This window comes from Sphingobium bisphenolivorans (assembly GCF_000412635.1).
Lineage (GTDB): Bacteria > Pseudomonadota > Alphaproteobacteria > Sphingomonadales > Sphingomonadaceae > Sphingobium > Sphingobium bisphenolivorans.
In genome coordinates this window covers 50,818-69,858 of sequence record NZ_ASTG01000020.1, presented here as the reverse complement: position 1 = coordinate 69,858, position 19,041 = coordinate 50,818, and the positions used below count along the sequence as shown (strand labels likewise).

Here is a 19,041-nt window from a genome sequence, read left to right as displayed (position 1 = left end):
AAAGGGGGAAAATGCTTCCCTTTTTGCCTGAGGCGGCTATTCTTTTTCTAAGGGTCGTATCTGAACAGCCGGGGATAGCATATGATCGACCTTTCTCCTCATCCACGCGATAGCGGCGGCGGGGAAACAGCGCCGGTGGCGCCGCAGCACGATCCGATCACCCCGGACCCGGCACACACATCGAGCCGCTGGTCCAACCGCTTCTCGCATGAGCGGGCGGAACGGGCCGTGCAGCTTGTCTCACGCTGGGCCGGCCCCTTTGCGCTTCTCGCGACTCTCATCCTGATCGGCTGGATTGTAATATATTGATCCAGACCGACGATTCGGCTGATCGCTGCCGTGTTGCTGCGTGCTCCCGCCGCAGTGCAGCGATATGCAACTTCGGGTCATCGTAAAATCCGGGCAGCGCGTCTTCTGAGACGAACGGATCATCGGAAAAGCAGGTCCGCATGTCCCAGCCCGATTGTCAGCCCAAATCATTTATGCCCTGCTGCTGCGCAACATAATCATAACGCGTGGATGTCTGATGCCTTCCCATCGCCGGCGGGTGATGATCCGTTTGACGTCATGACATAAAAAGGGTTGCAGATGTCGAAAATTGATCTGGCGATCGAAGGTGTTCCCAGTCGCCAGCCAGCATCGGCCGCCGTCCAGCGGAATACGAGGCTTTGGCTGTGCCTGCTGATGCTGGTTGCCGACATGGCGGCGCTCGCCACCGGATTTGCGGTCGGGCTGCGCGTCGCTGGCGTGCCGTGGCTCGGGGAAGGCGTATGGCAGCCGCTGTTGGGCGGCATGATCGTTTATGGCGTGCTGGCGTTCCACAACCAGGCCTATAATCCCGCCTGCTTGACTCGCATGTCGCGATCTTGCCGCAACGCCGGCATGGCGCTGGCGGGCACGCTGCTCATCTTCCTGCTCGTCCTCTTCTCGTTGAAGGCAACCGGGCAGATGTCGCGCCTTGGGATATCGACGGGCATTTTGTGCAGCGGGACGCTGCTCGCGCTGCAGCGGCTGATGATCGTCCAGACCGTGCGGCGCAACCTGGGCGACAGCCTGTTCGCGCAGTTGCTGATCATCGACGATGCCATTGTGCCGGAGGACGTCAGCGGCATGGTGATGGTCGACGCACAGGCAATTGGGCTCAAGGCCGACCTTGATGATCCCTATATGCTGCACCGCCTGGGCACTTTGCTGCGCAATTATGACCGCGTCGTGATCTCCTGCCCCGCCGATCGGAAGGCGGACTGGGCCCAGATGCTGAAGGGCGGCAACATATTGGGCGAGATCATCGTCCCCGAGCTCGATCCGATGGCGCCGCTCGCGGTGCAGACCTATCGCGGCGTGTCGACGCTGGTCGTGTCGCGGGGCCCGCTGAACCTCGCCAATCGGGCTAAAAAGCGCCTGCTGGACATCATCCTTACCGTTCCGGTGCTGATTATCCTGTCGCCCCTGATGGCGGCCGTCGCGATCGCCATCAAGCTGGACTCGCCCGGCCCCATCTTCTTCCGTCAGGAGCGGATCGGCCGCGGCAACATGCTGTTCCATATCCTGAAGTTTCGCAGCATGCGGGTCGAGCAGTGCGACGCCGCCGGTGCCACCTCCACGCAGCGAACGGATAACCGTATCACGCGCGTGGGTGCCTTCATCCGCAAGACGAGCATCGACGAACTGCCCCAGCTCATCAATGTGCTGCTAGGCGAAATGAGCCTGGTGGGGCCGCGTCCCCATGCGCTGGGCTCTACAGCGGAGGAGCAGCTCTTCTGGCAGGTGGACCGTCAATATTGGCACCGGCATGCGCTGAAACCCGGCATCACGGGCTTGGCGCAAATCCGGGGCTTCCGAGGCGCCACCGAGACGCGCAGGGACATACTGAACCGGGTGGAAGCCGATCTCGAATATCTGCATGGGTGGAGCCTGATGCGCGACATCGCCATCCTGTTCGGCACAGTGAACGTGCTGGTGCACAAGAACGCCTATTAACGAATCAGGCGAGCGCGAACTCCGAACGGTGCAGAAAGTTCCCGGTAAAATCGTTTCACTTGCCGATTTTTGCGACGAGCCGCCGGCACAAGCAGCCCGTCGCAAATAAATCCTATCCTGGATCAACAAAACTCCCGTCCTGCATCCCTAGATGCGACGAACGGATGCTAGCGATGCGCTCGCTACAACTGTTTGTTAACCGCAAAATCGGATATGACCGTCATCAGCAATCGGGCGGCGGGGATATCCACGTGGCGGAAGAATTCGGGGCAGTTGCAGTAGTTCGTTCTCCAGTGTCCAACGCGGCAGATGCACGTGTCGAGTTGCCCGCGCGAGTACAAGAACCCTCCTTAGCCGAGCGCGCCGAGAGCGGCGTCCAGTTCATCTCGCGATGGGCCGGCATTCTGGCCTTTGCAGGAACCGTTGCCGCGATTATCTGGCTCCTCGTCTGATCCAGATTCGAGCGGCTTAGCTTTCTCCCAGATTAACAGATGCAGGGTGCGACGAGGGTGGCCTCGGCGCGCCCCGTTTGCGATGAAACGAGCCGTTGCTTTGACGCGATAAGCTGCTCCCGCGACTAGTGTGTTTTGCGGAAACATGGCTAGCATGCCCTCGATTGCTGCAATGCAATAAGGGTCGTAAGTTTGAAAATATATAATGTTCCGCGTTTGGCGGGGCGCCTTCTGGCGTCCTCGGCACATGCATCGAAATGGTCGGATATATTCGCTACAGCCACGGTCAGTGGAGCTGCAATCGTGGCGGCTGCTCCTGCGATCGCACAGGTTCAGGAAGATCAGCGCCAAACTGAGCAACAGCGTCTGGAGAATTATGGACTTCACCTGACGGCAGGGCTTGATCTGCTCTACGATGACAATGTGTATCGCGTAGATGATCGAGTTGAAGATCCCACGGCTGACCTGATCATCACACCCTCTCTGGAGGCGACGTTCGGCAAGCCGCTTGGGCGGCACGACATATTGCTGCGCGGCAAAGTGGGATACGACCGCTTCATTTCCGAGGGCCAGCGCAGCAAGCTGCGGCTCGATACGGAAGCCAAGGCGAATATCCGCTTCGGCGCGACATGTCTTGTGACGCCCCGCGCCGCCTACCGCCAGCAGCGCGCCGACTATGGCGACCTCAACACCGCCACTGAGAATCTGCAGAAATTCTCCACTATCGGCGCTGACTTCACATGCGAGCGGCCGGGCATTTTCCCAGTCGCAAGCTATAGCCGCGATACCACGCGCAACGCCGATCAGTTCGACTATGCCGACCAGACAAGCGACAGCTTCCTGGGCGGGATCGGCTATTACAAGCCGAGCCTTGGCACCGTCACCGCCTTCTACGAACGGGTGAACAGCAAGCGCGACACGCTGGGGATCGAAAACCGCATCAACAGCTGGGGCTTCCGTTTCCAGCGGTCCGTTACGCCGCTGACGCAGATCGACGCCGATCTGCGCTGGCTCGACGTCAGCAGCGATTCCACGGCGGTCGGCAGCTATAGCGGGCTCGGCTGGAATGTGCGGCTGTCGAGCAATTTCGTGCCGCGTCTCAAGCTGACGGCGGAGACGGAACGCGCGATCATCAACGACAGCCTGATCGCGAGCGGCTTCGCGATCGACACTCGCTACCGGCTGCAGGGCGATTTCGCCATTTCCGAACTCACCTCGGCGGGTCTGTACGGCGAGTTCGAGCGCCGGAAGTTCCGCCAGGATGCAGCGCTCCGCCCCTTCGCCATCAGCGCCGATCGCAATCATCGGTTCGGCGGAATCCTGAAGAGAAAGCTGTCGGACCGCTTCGATCTGACGCTCGATGCTCAGCATTACATCCGCAGAACCGACACCGACGTCGCGAACTACAGCGGCACGCAAGTCACGCTGGGTGCGGCGCTGCGATTTTGATCCTCAAGACTTGGGAGCCACTGGCTGTGAAAGCTGAAACTCTCGTGACATCATGCTCGATGCTGCTGATCTTGGCAGCGCCCTTTGCGGCGAATGCCCAGACGGCCGGCAGCACGACGCCCGTCGCGGCCACCACCGCGACAGCCCCTACCCCGCAGGCGGCAAGCGCCGGCTACCAGCTGGGTCCGGACGATGAGTTGAAGATCTCCGTCTTCGGCCAGCCGGACCTGTCGACGACAACCCGGATCAAGGCGGACGGCACCGTCCTGCTCGCGCTGGTCGGTGCGATCCCGGCACAGGGAAAGACCACCGCGCAACTCGCGCAGGAGATCGCAGCGGGTTATGCCAGTGGCGGCTATCTTACCAAGCCGTCGGTCAGCGTAGAGGTCAGCAACTATGTCAGCCGCTATGTGACCGTGCTCGGCAACGTCCCGCAGGCGGGGAATTATCCGCTCGACCGGGGTTACACGGTGGCGTCGATGCTGGCTAAGGCGGGCGGTTCCACCAAGGATGGCGCCAACGCAGTCATCCTGACCCCGGCCGAAGGCGGCGCGCCAGTGCGCATTTCGCTGACCGACATGGCGGCTGGCGCAAACCGGCAGTTGAAGGCGGGGGACATATTGTTCGTGCCGCCGGCGGAGAAAATCTACGTCTACGGCCAGGTCCAGCAGCCGGGCGCCTTTTCCTATGTGCCGGGGCAAAGCTTCCGCCAGGCGCTGGCTCTGGCGGGCGGGCCGACACTGGCGGGATCGACCAAACGCATAAAGGTGCGTCGGGAGGGGAAGGAAGTACAGGCCAATCTGGATGATCCGGTGAAGCCTGAAGATGTCCTCATCATCCGGGAGAAGCTGTTTTGACCGCCATCGATCAAGGCTTCATGTCACCACGCACCGGTCTGCTCGACCGTGTTCTCAACCTGACGCGGGGGAGTGCGGAGAAGCGCGCCGACCGCGCCATTCCCGACAGCGTGCCGCTGCATCTGGACGTGCCGGCGCTGCCCGGTTTCCGGCAGGACGCGCCGACCGAAAGACCGGCCGACGAGCCTCGTCCCCTCTCGATCAGCGCCATGACCGCTCCGATCAAGCCAATCAGCCTGCGCCGCGACAGCATCTACGCCGCCTTCAACACCGCCATGCCGGTGACGGACCGCCATGGCCTGGCCGGGCGCAACAGCGAACTGGAAAAGCTGGTCGAGGCGATCGTCGTGCAGCGCAAGCATGCGGTGATCTTCGGCACGCGCGGATCAGGCAAGACCTCGCTCGCGCGCGTATTCGGCGATCTGGCGGACGAAGCGGGCTGCGTCGCCCTCTATGCTTCGGCGAACGGGGAAGCGGACTTCGACTCCCTCTTTCGCCCATTCCTGACCGAACTGCCGATGAGCAGTACGGGGCAGGAGCGGGCGCGCAAGATGATGAGCGAGCCGCTGGACGTGTCCCGCCTATCGGCCCTGCTGGTCGAGGAAGTGCGTGAGCGCTCTATCCTGATCATCGACGAATATGACCGGGTCCAGTCCGACACCGCCAAGCAGGAAGTCGCGACACTGCTGAAGCTGCTAACCGACATTCATTCGCCCGTACAGGTCGTGCTGGTCGGCATCGCCAGCGACATTGACGGGCTGATCGCTGCCCATCCCTCGCTGCGCCGGCACCTGGCGTCTCAGCGGGTAACGGCTATTCCGAAGCCGGAGCTGGAGCGTCTGCTGCTTGCCTGCGCCGCCAATGCACGCCTTTCCATCGATGAGGACGCGCTGGACATGCTGGCGAGCGCGGCCATGGGTTCGCCCTATCATGCCCGTCTGTTCGGCATGTCTTCGGCGCTTGTCACCGAAGTCGGCCTGCGGGACCGCATGACCCTGGGCGATGTCGAGGAAGGACTCGTCTCCGCACTGCACGACTGGAGCGACATGAGCACCGCCACCCACGCCCTGTTCCAGCGCATCCTGTGGGAAGCGGGCTCCAGCCGCCGCATGATCGCGCTCGCCGCCGTGGTGGCGTCGCAAATGTCGGCCATCTCCTATGAGCGGCTCGTGAAGCTTGGCCACGAGGTGCTGGGCGGCGGCTCGATCAATGAGGCGCAGGCGCGCGACGCCATGACCCGCCTCGCTCCCGCGCTGGTCGCAACGCCGAACGGTGAGCTCTGGATGTTCGAGGATACGCTGGCGCCGCAATTCCTGTTGCTGATGGCGAAGCAGCCGGTGCCCGCCGCGCCGCCCGTCCAGACGCCGGCTGAGGAAATGCGCGCGCTGCTCAAGGGAGTGGACGGGCTATGACCATGAACCCGATGGACCTGCTGGCGGCGCTTCAGGCGCGCTGGCGCACCGCTGCGCTGATCGGGGGCATATTGTTCCTGATCATCGCGATTGTCGCCTTTCTACAGCCCCGGCAATATCAGGGGACGGCATCGCTGCTGCTGGACCTGTCGCAGACCGATCCGACCGACACGAACGCAGCGCCGGGCGCAAAGCCTGACGCCGACGCCATCCTTGGCACCCAGACCGATATCATCCGCAGCGGCAAGGTGATGAACGCGGTCGCGAAAGAAGCAGGTATCGTCGATGCCATGCCGGCCGAGATGCCTGCGGACGCACGGCTGCAATCGGCCGCGGCGCTGGTGTCGAAGAACATGACGGTAACCACCGGACGGCAGAGCAATATGCTTCAGATCCAATATATGGACGCCGACCCCCAGGTTGCGGCCAAGGTCGCGAACCTTATCGCCAAGATCTACATGCGCGAACAGGTGGAACTGCGCGCCTCCCCCGCGCGCGGCTCGGCCAAATGGTTCGACGAGCAGACACAGGAAGTGCGCCGCCGTTACGAAATGGCGCAGAAGAAGCTGTCCGACTTTCAGCGCGCGCACGACATCATCGGCATCAACCGCATGGACCTTGAGGCCGAGAAGCTGAAGAACATGTCCTATCAGCTGACGCAGGCACAGGCCGAAGCGGCGGCTGCCCGGTCAAAGGCCAATGCGGGCAGCGTGTCCGACATCGAGGGATCGCTGATCGTCCAGAATTTGCAGGAGCAGGTCGCGGCGCAGTCGGCGAAGGTGTCCGAACTGCAAAAAACGCTGGGTCCCAATCACCCGACCATGGCGGCTGCGGCGGCACAATTGTCGGAGCTTGAGGCCAAGCTGGCGGGCGCACGATCGAGCCAGGCGGCCGCCGTCAGCGCGAACAGCGTCGCGGCGAGCCGGCGTGAAGGCGCTCTCACTTCCAACATGGCGGGCCAGGAAGATCGCATGATCCGCATGTCCGACGTGCAGGATCAACTGATGGTGCTCCAGCGCGATGTCGATGCGGCGCGGCAGACCTATGATACGGTGCGCCAACGCTTCAACGAGGCCGCGCTCAAGAGCCAAATCTCCCAACCCAACGCAAGCCCGCTCGATGAGGCGGCGGTTCCGCTGATGCCGGCCAAGCCGAACATCATGCTCTGGCTGATCGCAGGCGTTGCCCTGGGTCTGGTCGGCGGTGTCGCGGCCGTCATCCTCATGGAGATCGTCCATCCCCGCGTCCGCTCGGCAGCCGGTGTCGCCCGCGCGACCGAGGTGGACGTCATCACCGAACTGATGCCGGTGCCTACCCGTGGCACTGGGTCCTTCAAGCTACAGGAGGCCGCATGAGACTGCGTTCGACAGCAGGCGCACCGCCTCAACTGACACCCGGCAGCACCACGACGCTGCGACCCCGCGCACGGGATTCCCAGAGCTTCGCCCGGCTGGCGGTGGAGCATGGCTTTCTCGCCGAAACGGACGTGCATCGGGTGGAGGCGCATGCCCGCTCGCAAGGTTTTGCGCTGCACGATGCCGCCGTCGATCTCGGCCTGCTGAATGCCGATGAGGCGGGGCTGCTGGCAGCCTTGCAGGGCGGCTTTGCCCTGCTGCCGGAGGGTGACGAGCGGATCGATCCGTTGGTGGTCGCGGCCTTTGACCCGGCCAATCCCTACGCCGCCAAGATGCGCACGATCCGAGCCAAGATGAAAGGCGTCGCCAGGGATGCCGATCCGGCATCGCTGCGGCTGGCGGTGCTCTCCGTCGAGGCCGGTGACGAAGCGGCGATCATGGCGGCGAACCTCGCCGTCGTGCTGGCGCAGATGGACGGGCAGACGATGCTGATCGACGTCGACATGGGCCGCCCCTCGCTCGACCGACTGTTCCGCATCGCCAACAAGGCAGGGCTTGCCGAGCAGCTGACGGGCAGCGCGGCGCTGCTTCCCGCAGCGAAGACGGCGGTCGAGGGTCTGTGGCTCATGACCGCGGGTCGGGCTTCGGGCAGCGCGACCAGCCTCATCTCTCGCGGACCGCTGGCCGACACGGCGAGCGGATGGGGGCTGCGCGACACGTCGATGCTCTTCTACCTTGCCGAGCGCAAGGGCGACCAGACACCCTATGGCAGTATCCTTGCAGGATTCGACGCGGTGGTGCTGGTCGCCCGGCGCGGGGATACGGCCATCGCCGACATGCGCCGCATCATCGATGATCTCGACCGCCATGGCGTGCCGATCGCCGGCACGGTCATCGCATGAGCGCTGAAACCGCGCTGCCGCGCCCGCAACCGCTACCCTCCCCCGGCCTCGGTCATGAGGAGGCGGTGGCGAATATCGGCGGCATTCCCGTCTCCACTCTCTCGCTGGACGCGCTGATCGCCAAGATGCTGATCGAGGCACCGTTGCGGCGAAGCCTCGGCGAACAACCGCTGCTGGTCTTCGACTGCAACGGCCAAGGCCTTTCTATGAACGCCACCGATCCGGATTTCCGTGCCAGTTTGGCACAGGCCGACCTGATCCACGCCGACGGCCAGATCGTGGTGCTGGCATCGCGCTGGTTCGGCGGGCCGCAGATCGCCGACCGGTCAAGCACCACCGACATGTTCATCGACAGCCTGAAGCCCGCCGCGCAGGCGCAAGTCAGCTATTATCTGCTGGGGGCCGAGGAGAAGGTGAACGCTGCCTGCGCGCAGGAAATCCTTTCCTTGGCGCCGGGGCTGCAACTCGCCGGACGGCGCAACGGCTTCTGGAAAGCGGAGGAAGAAGACGCCGTCATCGACGCGATCAACGCCGCGCAGCCCGACGTCCTGTGGGTCGGCACGGGCAAGCCGCGCGAGCAGGCCTTCTGCGTGCGCAACCGGCACCGGATCAGGGCCGGCTGGATCGTCACCTGCGGCGGCCTCTTCAACTATATCACCGGCGATTATCCGCGCGCGCCGCTCTGGATGCAGAAGTCGGGTTTCGAATGGCTGCACCGCATGGCGACGCGGCCCAAGGAACTCGCCTGGCGCTACATCACTACCAACCCGCACGCGCTCTGGCTGATCTGGAAGCATCGCCGTGGCTGAAGCGCAGGCGGTGACCGATCGTCCGACGACTGGCCCCGTCCAGCGGCTCGGCAGCCTGTTCGGCCGCTTCGGCCTGGCGAGCCTATCGTCGGCGATCGTGTCCGTCAGCCATTTGCTGGTGCAGCTTTTCTCTATCCATCATCTGGAGACGGCGGCGATCGGCACCTTGGCCTTTCTGCTGGTGATCATGCAGTTCGGCTACAGCCTGTCCAACGCGCTGGTGTCGACACCCTATACGATCGCCGTCAATCAGGGCGACGATGCCGACGCGAGAGGCGTCGACTTCTTCTTCCCTGTCAACCTGCTGCTGGCAGCGAGCCAGGGGCTGCTGTGCGCCGTCATTGCATGGGCGACGGCTTCTCCAGCGGCGGCACTGATCTTCGGGTTGGCCGGCACGCTGTCGCTCATCCGCTGGTTCGGGCGCTCCAATGCCTATGCGCATCATGCACCTGCTCGAGCAGCGCGCTCCGACCTTGCCTATGCCGGGACGATCCTCGCTGGCCTGCTGGTCGCGATGAAGACGGGCGCTGACCTGCCTACCATCGGCTCCATGCTGGTGGCGGCCAGCCTCATCGGCCTGCTCCCCTTTGGCGCAGCCTATGTTCGACAGCATCTCGCCATGGCGCCGACCAAAGCGCTCGCCCGCTATCGCCCGGTATGGAAGGAGCAGTCTGCCTGGACTCTGGTCGGCGTGCTCTCGACCGAGGCGACCTCCAATTCGCACAGCTATATCGTGACGCTGCTCGCCGGGCCGACGGCCTTCGCGCCGATCGCTGTCGGCATGCTTTTCTTCCGCCCGGTCAATGTCTGCATCACTGCGCTCACCCAGTTGGAGCGACCGCGCATGACCCGTGCCGTAGCGAAGGGCGATCATGATGCCGCGATCAAGTCTGAACGCGTCTTCATGGCGGCGCTTGTGATGCTGTGGCTTGCGACCTGCGCCGTCGCTGCAATCGCGCTCTACGCCTTTCCAGGGCTGATCCTGAAGCCCGCGCTCGACCACCAATTGGTCATGATCGCGGGCGCCCTCTGCGCGCTCCTCTCTCTCGTCCAGTGCATCCAGACGCCGATGAGCGTCATGACGCAAGCGCGCAAGGCCTTCCGTCCGCTCGCGGCGCAGAGCATGCGCAGCTGCGTCGTCGGCCTTGCCGCAGTCACGCTGCTGGTGCTGGGCACCGCCCCCGTCTTCTCGATCGGCGGCGTCGTGCTGTCGCAGCTCGTCATGATGCTCGGCATCTGGCAGCTGGACCGCAAGTGGCGGCGGGAGGCGCATTGACGATGGCGACCAGCTGGCATCGCGGCGGTTTCGCGGCCCCGGCCGAACAGACCCGCACCCAAAGCAGCCGCATGCTCTGGGTCACGCAAGTCTTCTATTTCGTCTTCCTGATGATGGTCTTCATCGGTCAGCAGCCTTTCGCCTCCCGCACGCAGGACGAGCTGGTCGCGATGGCGCAGGAAAATGACGGCTCCGACCTGTTCAAGCAGGCGCTGTTCATCGGCTTCGCGCTGCTGCTGACCGGCGTGCAGATGATCCGCAAGCATCCGCTGCAATATAAGTTCACCTTCTGGCCGCTGGCGATCATGCTGGTCTGGTTCTTCATCACCTGCAGCTGGGGCGTCGATCCCTTCGTGTCCTTCAAGCGGGCGATGCAGCAGCTGATCGTGATCTACATCACATTCTGCGCCCTCTCCCTGATGGGGCCGCAGCGATTGTTCGACGCGTTGCGGGCCGCGCTGATCCTCTCGCTCATCATCTGCTGGATATCGCTGCCGCTCACCCCCGCGGCGGTCCATCCCTCGACCGAGAGCGACAAGGCCCTAATCGGCGCATGGCGCGGCTTCTTCTTCCACAAGAATATCGCCGGCGCGGTCATGGCGCTGACCTTCATCGTCTGCGGCAACAGCTGGATCGACAGGCGCAAATGGTATTATGCGCTTTTCGCGGCCATGGCCTTCGTCTTCGTGGTCGGGACGAAGAGCAAGACGTCGCTCGCGCTATGCATCGGCATGCTGGCCATCAGCAACATCTATCGCGCGCTCAGCGACAACACGCAGAAGCGCGCGATATTGCTGCTGATGCTGGGCTTCGGCATGGTCGGCTTCCTCGGCCTCTACATCGCCTATCAGCCGACGGTAGAGCGGCTGTTCGCCGACCCCACTTCTTTCACCGGCCGTGTCTCGATCTGGCGCGTGGCCTTCGATTATCTCGCCGACCACCCCTATCTCGGCGCAGGCTTTGGCGGCTTCTGGCAGGTCGGCGCGAACAGCCCCGCGCATGACTATCTCAATCAGCAGTTTCAGATGCTGACCGCTCACTCACATGACGGCTATCTGGAGATCTGGGTGACCACCGGGCCGCTCGGCCTCGTCATGCTGCTGATCAGCTTCCTCGCCCTGCCCGCCTACTGGTTCCTGACCGGCTCCACTCGCGAGAACCAGGCGCTGATGGTGCCGGCCTTCGCGATTTGGGTGTTCGTCATGTACCAGAACCTCCTTGAAACCAGCTTTTTCGACAAGGATCGCCAGGTCTGGGTGATCTTCCTCGCGGCGGTCGCGACCGCGCACGCCAGCTTCAAGGCAAAGCCGCGCCCGCAATGGGGCCGGCGGCATCTTTCCCGGACGGAGATTGTGAATGGCTAAAATCATCGTCTGCATCGCCACGTGCAACCGGCCCCAGGGATTGCGGCGCACGCTGGAGTCCATCACCGCGCAGGACACGCACCACAGCCTTGAAATACTGGTGGCCGACAATGACGCGATCCGACAGGAAGGCGTCGCGACGGTCGAGCAGATCGCCTCGGCGGGTTATCGCTGGCCGATAAAGGCGCTGCTGGTCGCGGAACGCGGCATTCCGCTGGTCCGCAATGCTCTCGTTGCAGCAGCGGTGGCGCGTCCGGACACCACGCACGTCGCCATGCTCGACGATGACGAAGCCGCCTCACCGGGCTGGATCGACGCGATGATCGACACAGCCGCGCGCTATGGCGCGGACGTGGTCGGCGGCGCAGTGCTGCGGGAGATGGACAGCGTCATCGCCCCCTGGGCTGCGCGCCATCCCCTGCTCCAGCCAAAGCAGCGCGGCCGCTCCGGGCCTGTCGCACTGATCGACAGCACCGCCAACGTGCTCATCACCGCGAACGCGCTCCGCACCATGGGCGCACAGCCGTTCGACGACCGCATGGCGCTGACCGGCGGGTCGGACAAACAGCTCTTCACCCGCATGGAGCGCAAGGGCTTCCGCTTCGCCTGGTCGGAGGAGGCGGTCGTCACTGAGCTTATCCCCGCCAGCCGGGTGACCACCAAATGGCTGCTGATGCGCGGCTATCGCGTCGGCATGACCGACATGATGGTCGAGCGCTTCCATAAGGGGCGCCTGCGCGCCTTGGCTGGCGAAGCGCACCGTATCGCCGGAGGATTTGTCGTCGGCTCGCTCGGCGCGCTCGCTACGTTCGATCGCGGCAAGCGGGTGGAGCGGCTCGGCAAGCTCTACCGCGCGGCAGGCAAGATCGCTGGCCTCGCCGGCTTTCACTATGAAGAATATCGAAAGGTGCATGGCGCATGAGCAATGCTGCCCCGCGCAATCCGCGACCCTTTTTCTCGGTCGTGATCCCGCTCTACAATCGGGCCAGCATCGTCGTCGACACCATCCGTTCCGTGCTGGCGCAGGACTGGCAGGATTTCGAGATCGTCGTCATCGATGACGGATCGCGCGACGATCCGGAGCCGGTGATCGCCGCGATTGGCGACCCGCGCGTCCGCTATATCCGGCAGGACAATGCCGGCGGCGGCGCGGCCCGCAACCGGGGGATACTGGCCTCCAAGGGTTGCTATATCGCCTTCCTCGATTCCGATGACCTGTTCCTTCCGGGCAAGCTTTCCATCATGGCAGGCGCTCTGGCGGGAGACGATGGCAGCACGGTCCTCTATTCACGGATGAAGGTCGACCGCGGCGTCGATCGCTACTGGATCAGGCCGGACCGGGGCATCCGCGAGAATGAGGATGTCGGCGAATATCTCTTTTGCGCCAACCAGTTCATGCAGACCAGCACCATGGTCGTGCCGACCGCGATGGCGCAGCAGGTGCTGTTCGATCCCGCGCTGAAGAAGGGGCAGGACCTCGACTTCTGCGTCCGGCTGCAGGGGGCCGGGGCGCGGTTTCGCATGATCGATCAGCCGCTCACCATCTGGCTCGACGCGACGGAGGCGGGCCGGACTTCCTATGTCAGGGGCTATGAAACCTCGCTCGACTGGCTCGACCGATGCGGCCACATGCTGACCAACCGCGCGCGCCGCGGCTACCGGGCGACAGTGCTCGCCTATCATATGGCGCCGATCAAACCTGTAGCCGCGATCAAGGATCTGGCGGTCGGCATGGTGGCAGGCGGTGTGCCGCCCAAGGTGATCGCCCGTCAGCTGCTGCGCTCCTATCTGCCCAAGCCCCTCTACCGCTCGCTGGTCAACGGCTTCGTCCTGCGCTTCGGCAAGGCGAGCACGGCGCATAGCGGAGCCGGTTCGTGATGACGGCATGGCACCCTCCATCCAGCCTGAAGGCAGCGGCCGCCGTGCCGCTTTTCTCCGTAATCATACCGACTTATCAGCGGCGCGACGCAGTGGTTGCCGCCGTGCTGTCGGCGCTTGAGCAGACAATCGCCATTATAGAGGTGATCGTCGTGGTCGATGGATCGACCGACGGCACGGAAATCGCCTTGGGCGCAATCGATGATCCCCGCCTGATCGTCATCGTCCAGGAAAATCGCGGTGCAGCCGCCGCGCGCAACAAAGGGATCGATCATGCGCGCGGGCGCTATATCGCCTTCCTCGATTGCGACGACCGCTTCCTGCCGCATCATCTGGCCGACCTGCTTCCGCTGCTGGAGCAGAGCGACGATGTGGTCGCCTATGGTCAGGTGCTCGCGGACAGGGGCGAGGGCCGCAATTTCCTCAAACCGCCGCGCGCGATCGCGTCGGGCGAGACGATGGACCGATATCTGATGTGCGACCGGGGCTTCATCCAGACCAGCAGTCTGGCACTCGGCCGGTCATTGGCGGACAAGGTCCGTTATCGGGAGGATGTGCGCTTCGGCGATGATACCGACTTCGCCATGCGCCTGTCGCTGGCCGGCGCACGCTTCCTCATGACCGATCGCCCCGGCACCATCTGGGCCGACCGACAGTCGGACGACCGTCTGTCGCAGGTGCGCGGCAGCGTCGGCAGCCTTGGCTGGCTGAAGGACCTGCGGCCGCATATCTCGCCTCGCGCCTTTTCCGCCTATATGGGCTGGCACGCCGCGAAAAGCATCTGGCCGGTCAGCCGGCGGCAGGCGATGCGCTATTATCTGGGCGCGGTGTGCCGTGGCGCTTTCGGTCCCCGACTGGCGGCGACCGTGCTGCTTCAGATCGTCATGCCGGACCCCGTCTACCGCCGTATCTCGGATCGCTGGATCGATTTCTCCCATATCCTTGCCGGCAAGGGGCAGCGGCTGTGAGGCGGCGGGAGTTCCTGGCCGGAGCGGCCGCCCTTGCGGGCTGCTCGCCGATCATCACGCCAACCTCCGCGCAGGTCAGCGGAACCGAAGGGCTTGCCGCCCGGGCACGCCGCTCCGGCCGCTATTTCGGCGCGGCGATCAAGTCGCGGCAGCTCCGCCAAGACCCTGCCATGACTGCCGCAGTCGCGCGCGAATGCGACATGGTCGTGCAGGAATATGAGCTGAAGCGCGGGACCACCGAGCCCAAGCCCGGCAAATATGATTTCAGCGGCGCCGACCAGATCATCGGCTTCGCGCAGCAGCACAAGATGCGCGCCCGGGGGCACGCGCTGGTCTGGTATGCCGCCCAACCTCCCTGGCTGGAGCCCGCGCTACAGGCAGCGAGGCCTGCCGCGCGGGAAAAGCTGATGACGAGCTATATCGATGTGGCCATGCGTCGCTACGCCGGACGCATCACGGAATGGGATGTGGTAAACGAGGCGATCGAGCCTAATGAGGGCCGAGCCGACGGTATGCGCGCGAAGAGCATGTGGATGCAGGCTATGGGTGAGGACTATATCCCCCTCGCCTTCCACCGCGCGCGCGCGGTCGATCCCCGCGCAACACTGTTCCTGACGGACTTTGGACTGGAACATGACTCGCCACGTTGCGAACGTCGCCGCACCGCTATGCTCAAGCTGCTCGACCGCTTGATGGCGCAGCAGGTGCCGGTCGATGCCGTCGGCATACAGGGGCATCTGAAACCCTATAAGGAAGGGTTCAGCGAACGGGTCTTCGCCCGCTTCCTCGAGCAGCTTCGCGGCTATGGCCTTGCGCTCTCGATCACCGAATTCGACATTGCCGATCGCGGCGGCCCACCCAATCCGGACAAGCGCGACCGCGAGATCGCCTCGGTGGCCCGCGCCTTCCTTGACGTGGCGCTCGACAATCCGGGGATGCGCTCCGTGGTCTGCTGGGGACTGTCGGACCGCTACAGCTGGCTTTCCACCTTCAAGGATTATAAGTGGCCCGACGGCCAGCTCTCGCGCGGCCTGCCGCTTGACGGCCACATGCGCCGCAAGCCGCTATGGGATGCCATCGCCGCCGCTTTCGATGCCGCCCCCGCCTTCAGGAGGCGCGGCGCATGAGGATATCGTCCCTTACCGGCCTGCGCGGCGTGGCGGCGGTGTCCGTCCTGCTCTATCACATCCCGCATAATGAGGCGTTCGCCGCCTTTGCCATACCGCTTTTCTCGCGCGCCTATCTGGCGGTCGATCTGTTCTTCATCCTCAGCGGCTTCGTCATATCGTTCGGCTATCACGACCGGGTGGTAAATCATCTGAGCCGCTCGACCTATGTCGATTTCCTGATCAACCGGATGGCGCGCGTATGGCCGCTGCACCTCATCGTGACGCTCGTCTTCATGGCGCGCATCCTGCTCAACGTGTCGGGCAACCAGTCGATCGATCTCAATCCCGCCAATCTGCTCACCAACATCGCCATGGTGCAGAGCTGGGGCTGGGGCACGGAGCCGATCGCCGGCAACAGCTGGTCGGTCAGCACCGAAGTGGCCGCCTATCTCATCTACCCCCTTATCGCGATGATCGCCTTTTCCCGCTGGGCATGGGCGCAAGGCGCAATAGCCGTCGCCCTCCTTGCTTTGGTCGCCACGTCGGGAAGGGGCTCCAGCGGCCCGCTCGACGTCAATGACAGCGACACGATACTGACCCTGCTGCGCTGCCTTGCGGGCTTCTCGCTCGGCGTCCTGACCTTTCGCTGCGCCGAAATGCCGCGGGTCAAGGCGCTGATCGACCGCGGCGGTGCCTTCGCGGCCATCTGCGCGCTCATCGCCCTTGCCCTGCTGCTTCCCGGAAAGGCCGATCTTCTCGTCGTCTGCCTCATGCCCGCACTGGTGTTGAGCTGCTACTATAACGGTGCGGCGGCGCGCGCGGTGATGGCCAATCCGCTCAGCTTCCACCTCGGCCTCATCAGCTATTCCATCTATCTCTGGCACCCGCTGGTGCGCGACATCATGGCCCGGATGATGAGCATGGCGCACCGCCACGGCTTCGCCGGCTTCGACTGGGCGTTCGTCGCTGCGATGCTGGTCGCGACCTGGCTGCTCTGCTGGGCGAGCTACGCCCTTGTCGAAGTGCGAGGGCATCAGTTCATCAAATGGCTCCAGCGCGGTCGCCGGCATCGCAAGCCTTCAGTGGGAGCGACCGCCTGATGCCCGCGATCTGGATCGGTGTCCCCACCTTCCGCCGGCCGAAGCAACTGCGCCACCTGCTGGAGACATTGCCCGCCATGGCCGACCGCCACGATGTCATGCTGCTGGTTGCCGACAATGATCCCGTGGCGCAGGAAGGCGCGGCAGTGGTGCGCGCCATGCAGGCGGAAGGCTACCGCCTTCCCGTCACCCTCCTCACCGTGCCCAATCCCGGCCTTTGCGCCGTTCGCAATGCCATCACCGAAACGGCCCTTGGCGATCCCGCCATGCGCTTCCTCGCGATGATCGACGATGATGAATGGCCGCAGCCCGGTTGGCTGGACGCGCTGTTGATCTGCCAGGCGCAGGTCGGCGCCGATGTGGTGGCCGGGCCGGTCGATAGCTGCTTCATCGGCTCGCCCCCTCGCTGGGCGCGTGAGACATTGGTGTTCCGCCCGGAACAGCGCCCATGGGGCTCCACCGGAATGCTCTGGGCGAGCAACAATCTGCTGGTCACGCGGCGCGCGCTTGAGCGGCTTGGCGTGCCCTGGTTCGACCCCCGCTTCAACCGCAGCGGCGGCGAGGATCTCGATTTCCTCGCCCGGCTGTATGAAGCGGGCGCGCGTTTCGGCTGGTCGCCCGACGCGCGGGTCAGCGAGTGGGTTACCCCGGAACGTGCTCGCCTGTCCTGGGTGCTGCGCCGCATGTGGCGCATCGGCTGCACGGAAACGATGGCCCGGCGCAAGGCGCTGCCGGGCTGCATCGGCTCGGCCCGGCTGCTGGCCCGCTCGCTCGCGATCCTCGGCCTGCGGACGGTGGGCCTCGCCGCCATGCTCCTGCCCGGCGCGCGCAGGGTCGATATCGCCGGCCAGTGGATCAAGAGTTGGGGGCGCCTCTATGCGCTCGCAGGAGGCGCCCAAAGCCATTATGGCGCGCTGTAGATCCTGAACGAACGGATGATCATGTCGCCCGACCCGTCGTTGTAGGCGCCGCTGGTCTTCACCGCCACGTCCATGATCGGGTACCAGCGATGGCCGTTGAACGGGTTGACCGACTGATATGTCTCCACCCCGTCCACGAACCAGGTGATGTAATCGCGCTGGATATCGACGGCAAAGCGATGGAAGTCCTGCGCATAGCCTGACAGGCCGTAAGCTTGCTGCGTCTGGATCACCACGCCGCGCGCGTCATAGCGGGTGCCGCCGGTGCCGACATGGATCGTCTGGCCTACATGGCGATCGAAATCCCAATAGCTCTGATAGCCGAAGCCTTCATAAATATCGATTTCGGGCGGCCACCCACTGGTGGAGATCAGCCACATTGCAGGCCATGAGCCGCGCCGGCTCGGCATCTTCGCTTCCCACTCATATTGGCCGTAGCCGATCTGGGTGTCGAGATAGTTGCGCCCATCCAGCACCGCGGCACCATAATACCAGTTTTGCCCCTCATAATAGATCGGCGTCTTCAGCTTCTGCGAGTGCAGCACCAGGCCCTGCGTTCCCCAATAAATCGGTCCCTCGGTCCCTGAGAACAGCGTGGAATCGAGATACAGCCCGGTTTCGCCATTCGCGACCTGCGTGCGCCCATGGGAAAGTGAGGTCGCCCAGCGGTTCCATCCGCCATCGGGCGAGCGCCGATGCGTGTCCTTGGCGAGTTCGAACTGCAATGTTCCCGCAGCCGCGAACTTGCGCGGCTCACGGAACGTCCCCGTCGATTGGTCCGTCGCCGCAGCATAGCTGGTCGCGGTGACCGTCGCGACCGCCTGGCCCTGCAGGCCGCCCCACGGCGCTTCCCGCAGCTTTAGCTGAAATTGCTGCCCTTCGCTCGCGCCGATGATCGGGACGGCAACCGTCTGCACCAGCGGATCGCCGGGACGGAAGATCACCACCTGCTCTACGGTCTTATACTGATATCCCGACAGGGCGCGCAGCGCTCCGGAACCGTTCACCGTGGTCACCCGCGCGATCACCGTGTTGGGTGTGGGGCGATCCAGCGTGACCGGCACATAAGCGACGGAGGAACCGGGCCTGAATGTCGCATTGCCCAGCGACAGGGTCGCCTTCTCCGGCAACTTCGTGCCGTCGGCGAAGTCGAACGCAGAGAAACTGGACGTCGTCATTGCCGGGCTTGCGCTCGCGGTGGCGCTGGCGG

18 protein-coding genes are annotated in these 19,041 nt (G+C 64.1%); 17 read left to right on the top strand and 1 reads right to left on the bottom strand.

Going from position 1 to position 19,041, the window contains the following annotated elements:
- The first annotated feature begins 81 nt into the window (after positions 1-81).
- The 17 genes from L858_RS0115040 (at position 82) to L858_RS0114960 (ending at position 17,831) form a co-directional block, all read left to right on the top strand.
- Positions 82-309: a hypothetical protein gene (locus tag L858_RS0115040; protein WP_022683985.1), complete on the top strand. Its 228-nt coding sequence runs from the start codon at positions 82-84 to the stop codon at positions 307-309.
- A gap of 279 nt (positions 310-588) precedes the next feature.
- Complete coding sequence (locus L858_RS22305) at positions 589-1,980, top strand: sugar transferase (protein WP_022683984.1); 1,392 nt, start codon at positions 589-591, stop codon at positions 1,978-1,980.
- 173 nt (positions 1,981-2,153) lie between these two features.
- Positions 2,154-2,432: a hypothetical protein gene (locus tag L858_RS20250; protein ID WP_152639846.1), complete on the top strand. Its 279-nt coding sequence runs from the start codon at positions 2,154-2,156 to the stop codon at positions 2,430-2,432.
- Positions 2,433-2,732: 300 nt separating this feature from the next.
- Positions 2,733-3,881 (top strand): hypothetical protein, encoded by a 1,149-nt coding sequence (locus L858_RS0115025; protein WP_051132660.1) that lies wholly within the window; start codon positions 2,733-2,735, stop codon positions 3,879-3,881.
- A 26-nt stretch (positions 3,882-3,907) separates the two neighbouring features.
- Positions 3,908-4,738: a polysaccharide biosynthesis/export family protein gene (locus L858_RS0115020; protein WP_028056181.1), complete on the top strand. Its 831-nt coding sequence runs from the start codon at positions 3,908-3,910 to the stop codon at positions 4,736-4,738.
- Positions 4,735-6,150, top strand: coding sequence for an ATP-binding protein (locus L858_RS0115015; protein ID WP_022683980.1), 1,416 nt, complete (start codon positions 4,735-4,737; stop codon positions 6,148-6,150). Before L858_RS0115020 ends, L858_RS0115015 begins: the two co-directional genes overlap by 4 nt.
- Positions 6,147-7,505, top strand: a complete 1,359-nt coding sequence (locus L858_RS0115010) for a GNVR domain-containing protein (RefSeq protein WP_022683979.1) — start codon at positions 6,147-6,149, stop codon at positions 7,503-7,505. Before L858_RS0115015 ends, L858_RS0115010 begins: the two co-directional genes overlap by 4 nt.
- Positions 7,502-8,407, top strand: a complete 906-nt coding sequence (locus tag L858_RS0115005) for a capsular polysaccharide biosynthesis protein (protein WP_022683978.1) — start codon at positions 7,502-7,504, stop codon at positions 8,405-8,407. Before L858_RS0115010 ends, L858_RS0115005 begins: the two co-directional genes overlap by 4 nt.
- On the top strand, positions 8,404-9,216 hold the full coding sequence (locus L858_RS0115000) for a WecB/TagA/CpsF family glycosyltransferase (RefSeq protein WP_022683977.1): 813 nt from the start codon (positions 8,404-8,406) through the stop codon (positions 9,214-9,216). The genes L858_RS0115005 and L858_RS0115000 overlap by 4 nt, the downstream gene beginning before the upstream one ends.
- A complete protein-coding gene (locus L858_RS0114995) occupies positions 9,209-10,492 on the top strand; it encodes a polysaccharide biosynthesis protein (protein WP_022683976.1) in 1,284 nt (427 codons plus the stop codon). The genes L858_RS0115000 and L858_RS0114995 overlap by 8 nt, the downstream gene beginning before the upstream one ends.
- Complete coding sequence (locus tag L858_RS0114990; RefSeq protein ID WP_028056180.1) at positions 10,453-11,856, top strand: O-antigen ligase family protein; 1,404 nt, start codon at positions 10,453-10,455, stop codon at positions 11,854-11,856. Before L858_RS0114995 ends, L858_RS0114990 begins: the two co-directional genes overlap by 40 nt.
- The gene (locus L858_RS0114985; protein WP_022683974.1) at positions 11,849-12,778 is read left to right on the top strand and encodes a glycosyltransferase family 2 protein; all 930 of its coding nucleotides are present in this window, start codon (positions 11,849-11,851) and stop codon (positions 12,776-12,778) included. The genes L858_RS0114990 and L858_RS0114985 overlap by 8 nt, the downstream gene beginning before the upstream one ends.
- Entirely contained in the window at positions 12,775-13,734 is a 960-nt protein-coding gene (locus L858_RS0114980; RefSeq protein ID WP_022683973.1) for a glycosyltransferase family 2 protein, read from the top strand. The genes L858_RS0114985 and L858_RS0114980 overlap by 4 nt, the downstream gene beginning before the upstream one ends.
- Positions 13,734-14,702 carry a glycosyltransferase family 2 protein gene (locus tag L858_RS0114975; RefSeq protein WP_022683972.1) on the top strand — a complete coding sequence of 323 codons (969 nt, stop codon included), beginning with the start codon at positions 13,734-13,736 and terminating at the stop codon, positions 14,700-14,702. Before L858_RS0114980 ends, L858_RS0114975 begins: the two co-directional genes overlap by 1 nt.
- Positions 14,699-15,829 (top strand): endo-1,4-beta-xylanase, encoded by a 1,131-nt coding sequence (locus tag L858_RS0114970; RefSeq protein ID WP_022683971.1) that lies wholly within the window; start codon positions 14,699-14,701, stop codon positions 15,827-15,829. Before L858_RS0114975 ends, L858_RS0114970 begins: the two co-directional genes overlap by 4 nt.
- Positions 15,826-16,911 carry an acyltransferase family protein gene (locus L858_RS0114965; protein ID WP_022683970.1) on the top strand — a complete coding sequence of 362 codons (1,086 nt, stop codon included), beginning with the start codon at positions 15,826-15,828 and terminating at the stop codon, positions 16,909-16,911. The genes L858_RS0114970 and L858_RS0114965 overlap by 4 nt, the downstream gene beginning before the upstream one ends.
- Entirely contained in the window at positions 16,911-17,831 is a 921-nt protein-coding gene (locus L858_RS0114960; protein WP_022683969.1) for a glycosyltransferase family 2 protein, read from the top strand. Before L858_RS0114965 ends, L858_RS0114960 begins: the two co-directional genes overlap by 1 nt.
- Here the strand turns inward: L858_RS0114960 and L858_RS0114955 are convergent.
- Entirely contained in the window at positions 17,816-19,009 is a 1,194-nt protein-coding gene (locus L858_RS0114955; protein WP_022683968.1) for a glycoside hydrolase family 16 protein, read from the bottom strand. The genes L858_RS0114960 and L858_RS0114955 overlap by 16 nt on opposite strands.
- Positions 19,010-19,041: the final 32 nt, after the last annotated feature.

Bases quoted from the DNA above. Each gene is read 5' to 3' on its own strand.
- L858_RS0114975 (WP_022683972.1), top strand. From the start codon at position 13,734: ATGACGGCATGGCACCCTCCATCCAGCCTGAAGGCAGCGGCCGCCGTG.
- L858_RS0115010 (WP_022683979.1), top strand. From the start codon at position 6,147: ATGACCATGAACCCGATGGACCTGCTGGCGGCGCTTCAGGCGCGCTGG.
- L858_RS0114980 (WP_022683973.1), top strand. From the start codon at position 12,775: ATGAGCAATGCTGCCCCGCGCAATCCGCGACCCTTTTTCTCGGTCGTG.
- L858_RS0114965 (WP_022683970.1), top strand. From the start codon at position 15,826: ATGAGGATATCGTCCCTTACCGGCCTGCGCGGCGTGGCGGCGGTGTCC.
- L858_RS0114955 (WP_022683968.1), bottom strand. From the start codon at position 19,009: ATGACGACGTCCAGTTTCTCTGCGTTCGACTTCGCCGACGGCACGAAG.
- L858_RS22305 (WP_022683984.1), top strand. From the start codon at position 589: ATGTCGAAAATTGATCTGGCGATCGAAGGTGTTCCCAGTCGCCAGCCA.
- L858_RS0115040 (WP_022683985.1), top strand. From the start codon at position 82: ATGATCGACCTTTCTCCTCATCCACGCGATAGCGGCGGCGGGGAAACA.
- L858_RS0115005 (WP_022683978.1), top strand. From the start codon at position 7,502: ATGAGACTGCGTTCGACAGCAGGCGCACCGCCTCAACTGACACCCGGC.
- L858_RS0114960 (WP_022683969.1), top strand. From the start codon at position 16,911: ATGCCCGCGATCTGGATCGGTGTCCCCACCTTCCGCCGGCCGAAGCAA.
- L858_RS20250 (WP_152639846.1), top strand. From the start codon at position 2,154: ATGCGCTCGCTACAACTGTTTGTTAACCGCAAAATCGGATATGACCGT.
- L858_RS0114985 (WP_022683974.1), top strand. From the start codon at position 11,849: ATGGCTAAAATCATCGTCTGCATCGCCACGTGCAACCGGCCCCAGGGA.
- L858_RS0115000 (WP_022683977.1), top strand. From the start codon at position 8,404: ATGAGCGCTGAAACCGCGCTGCCGCGCCCGCAACCGCTACCCTCCCCC.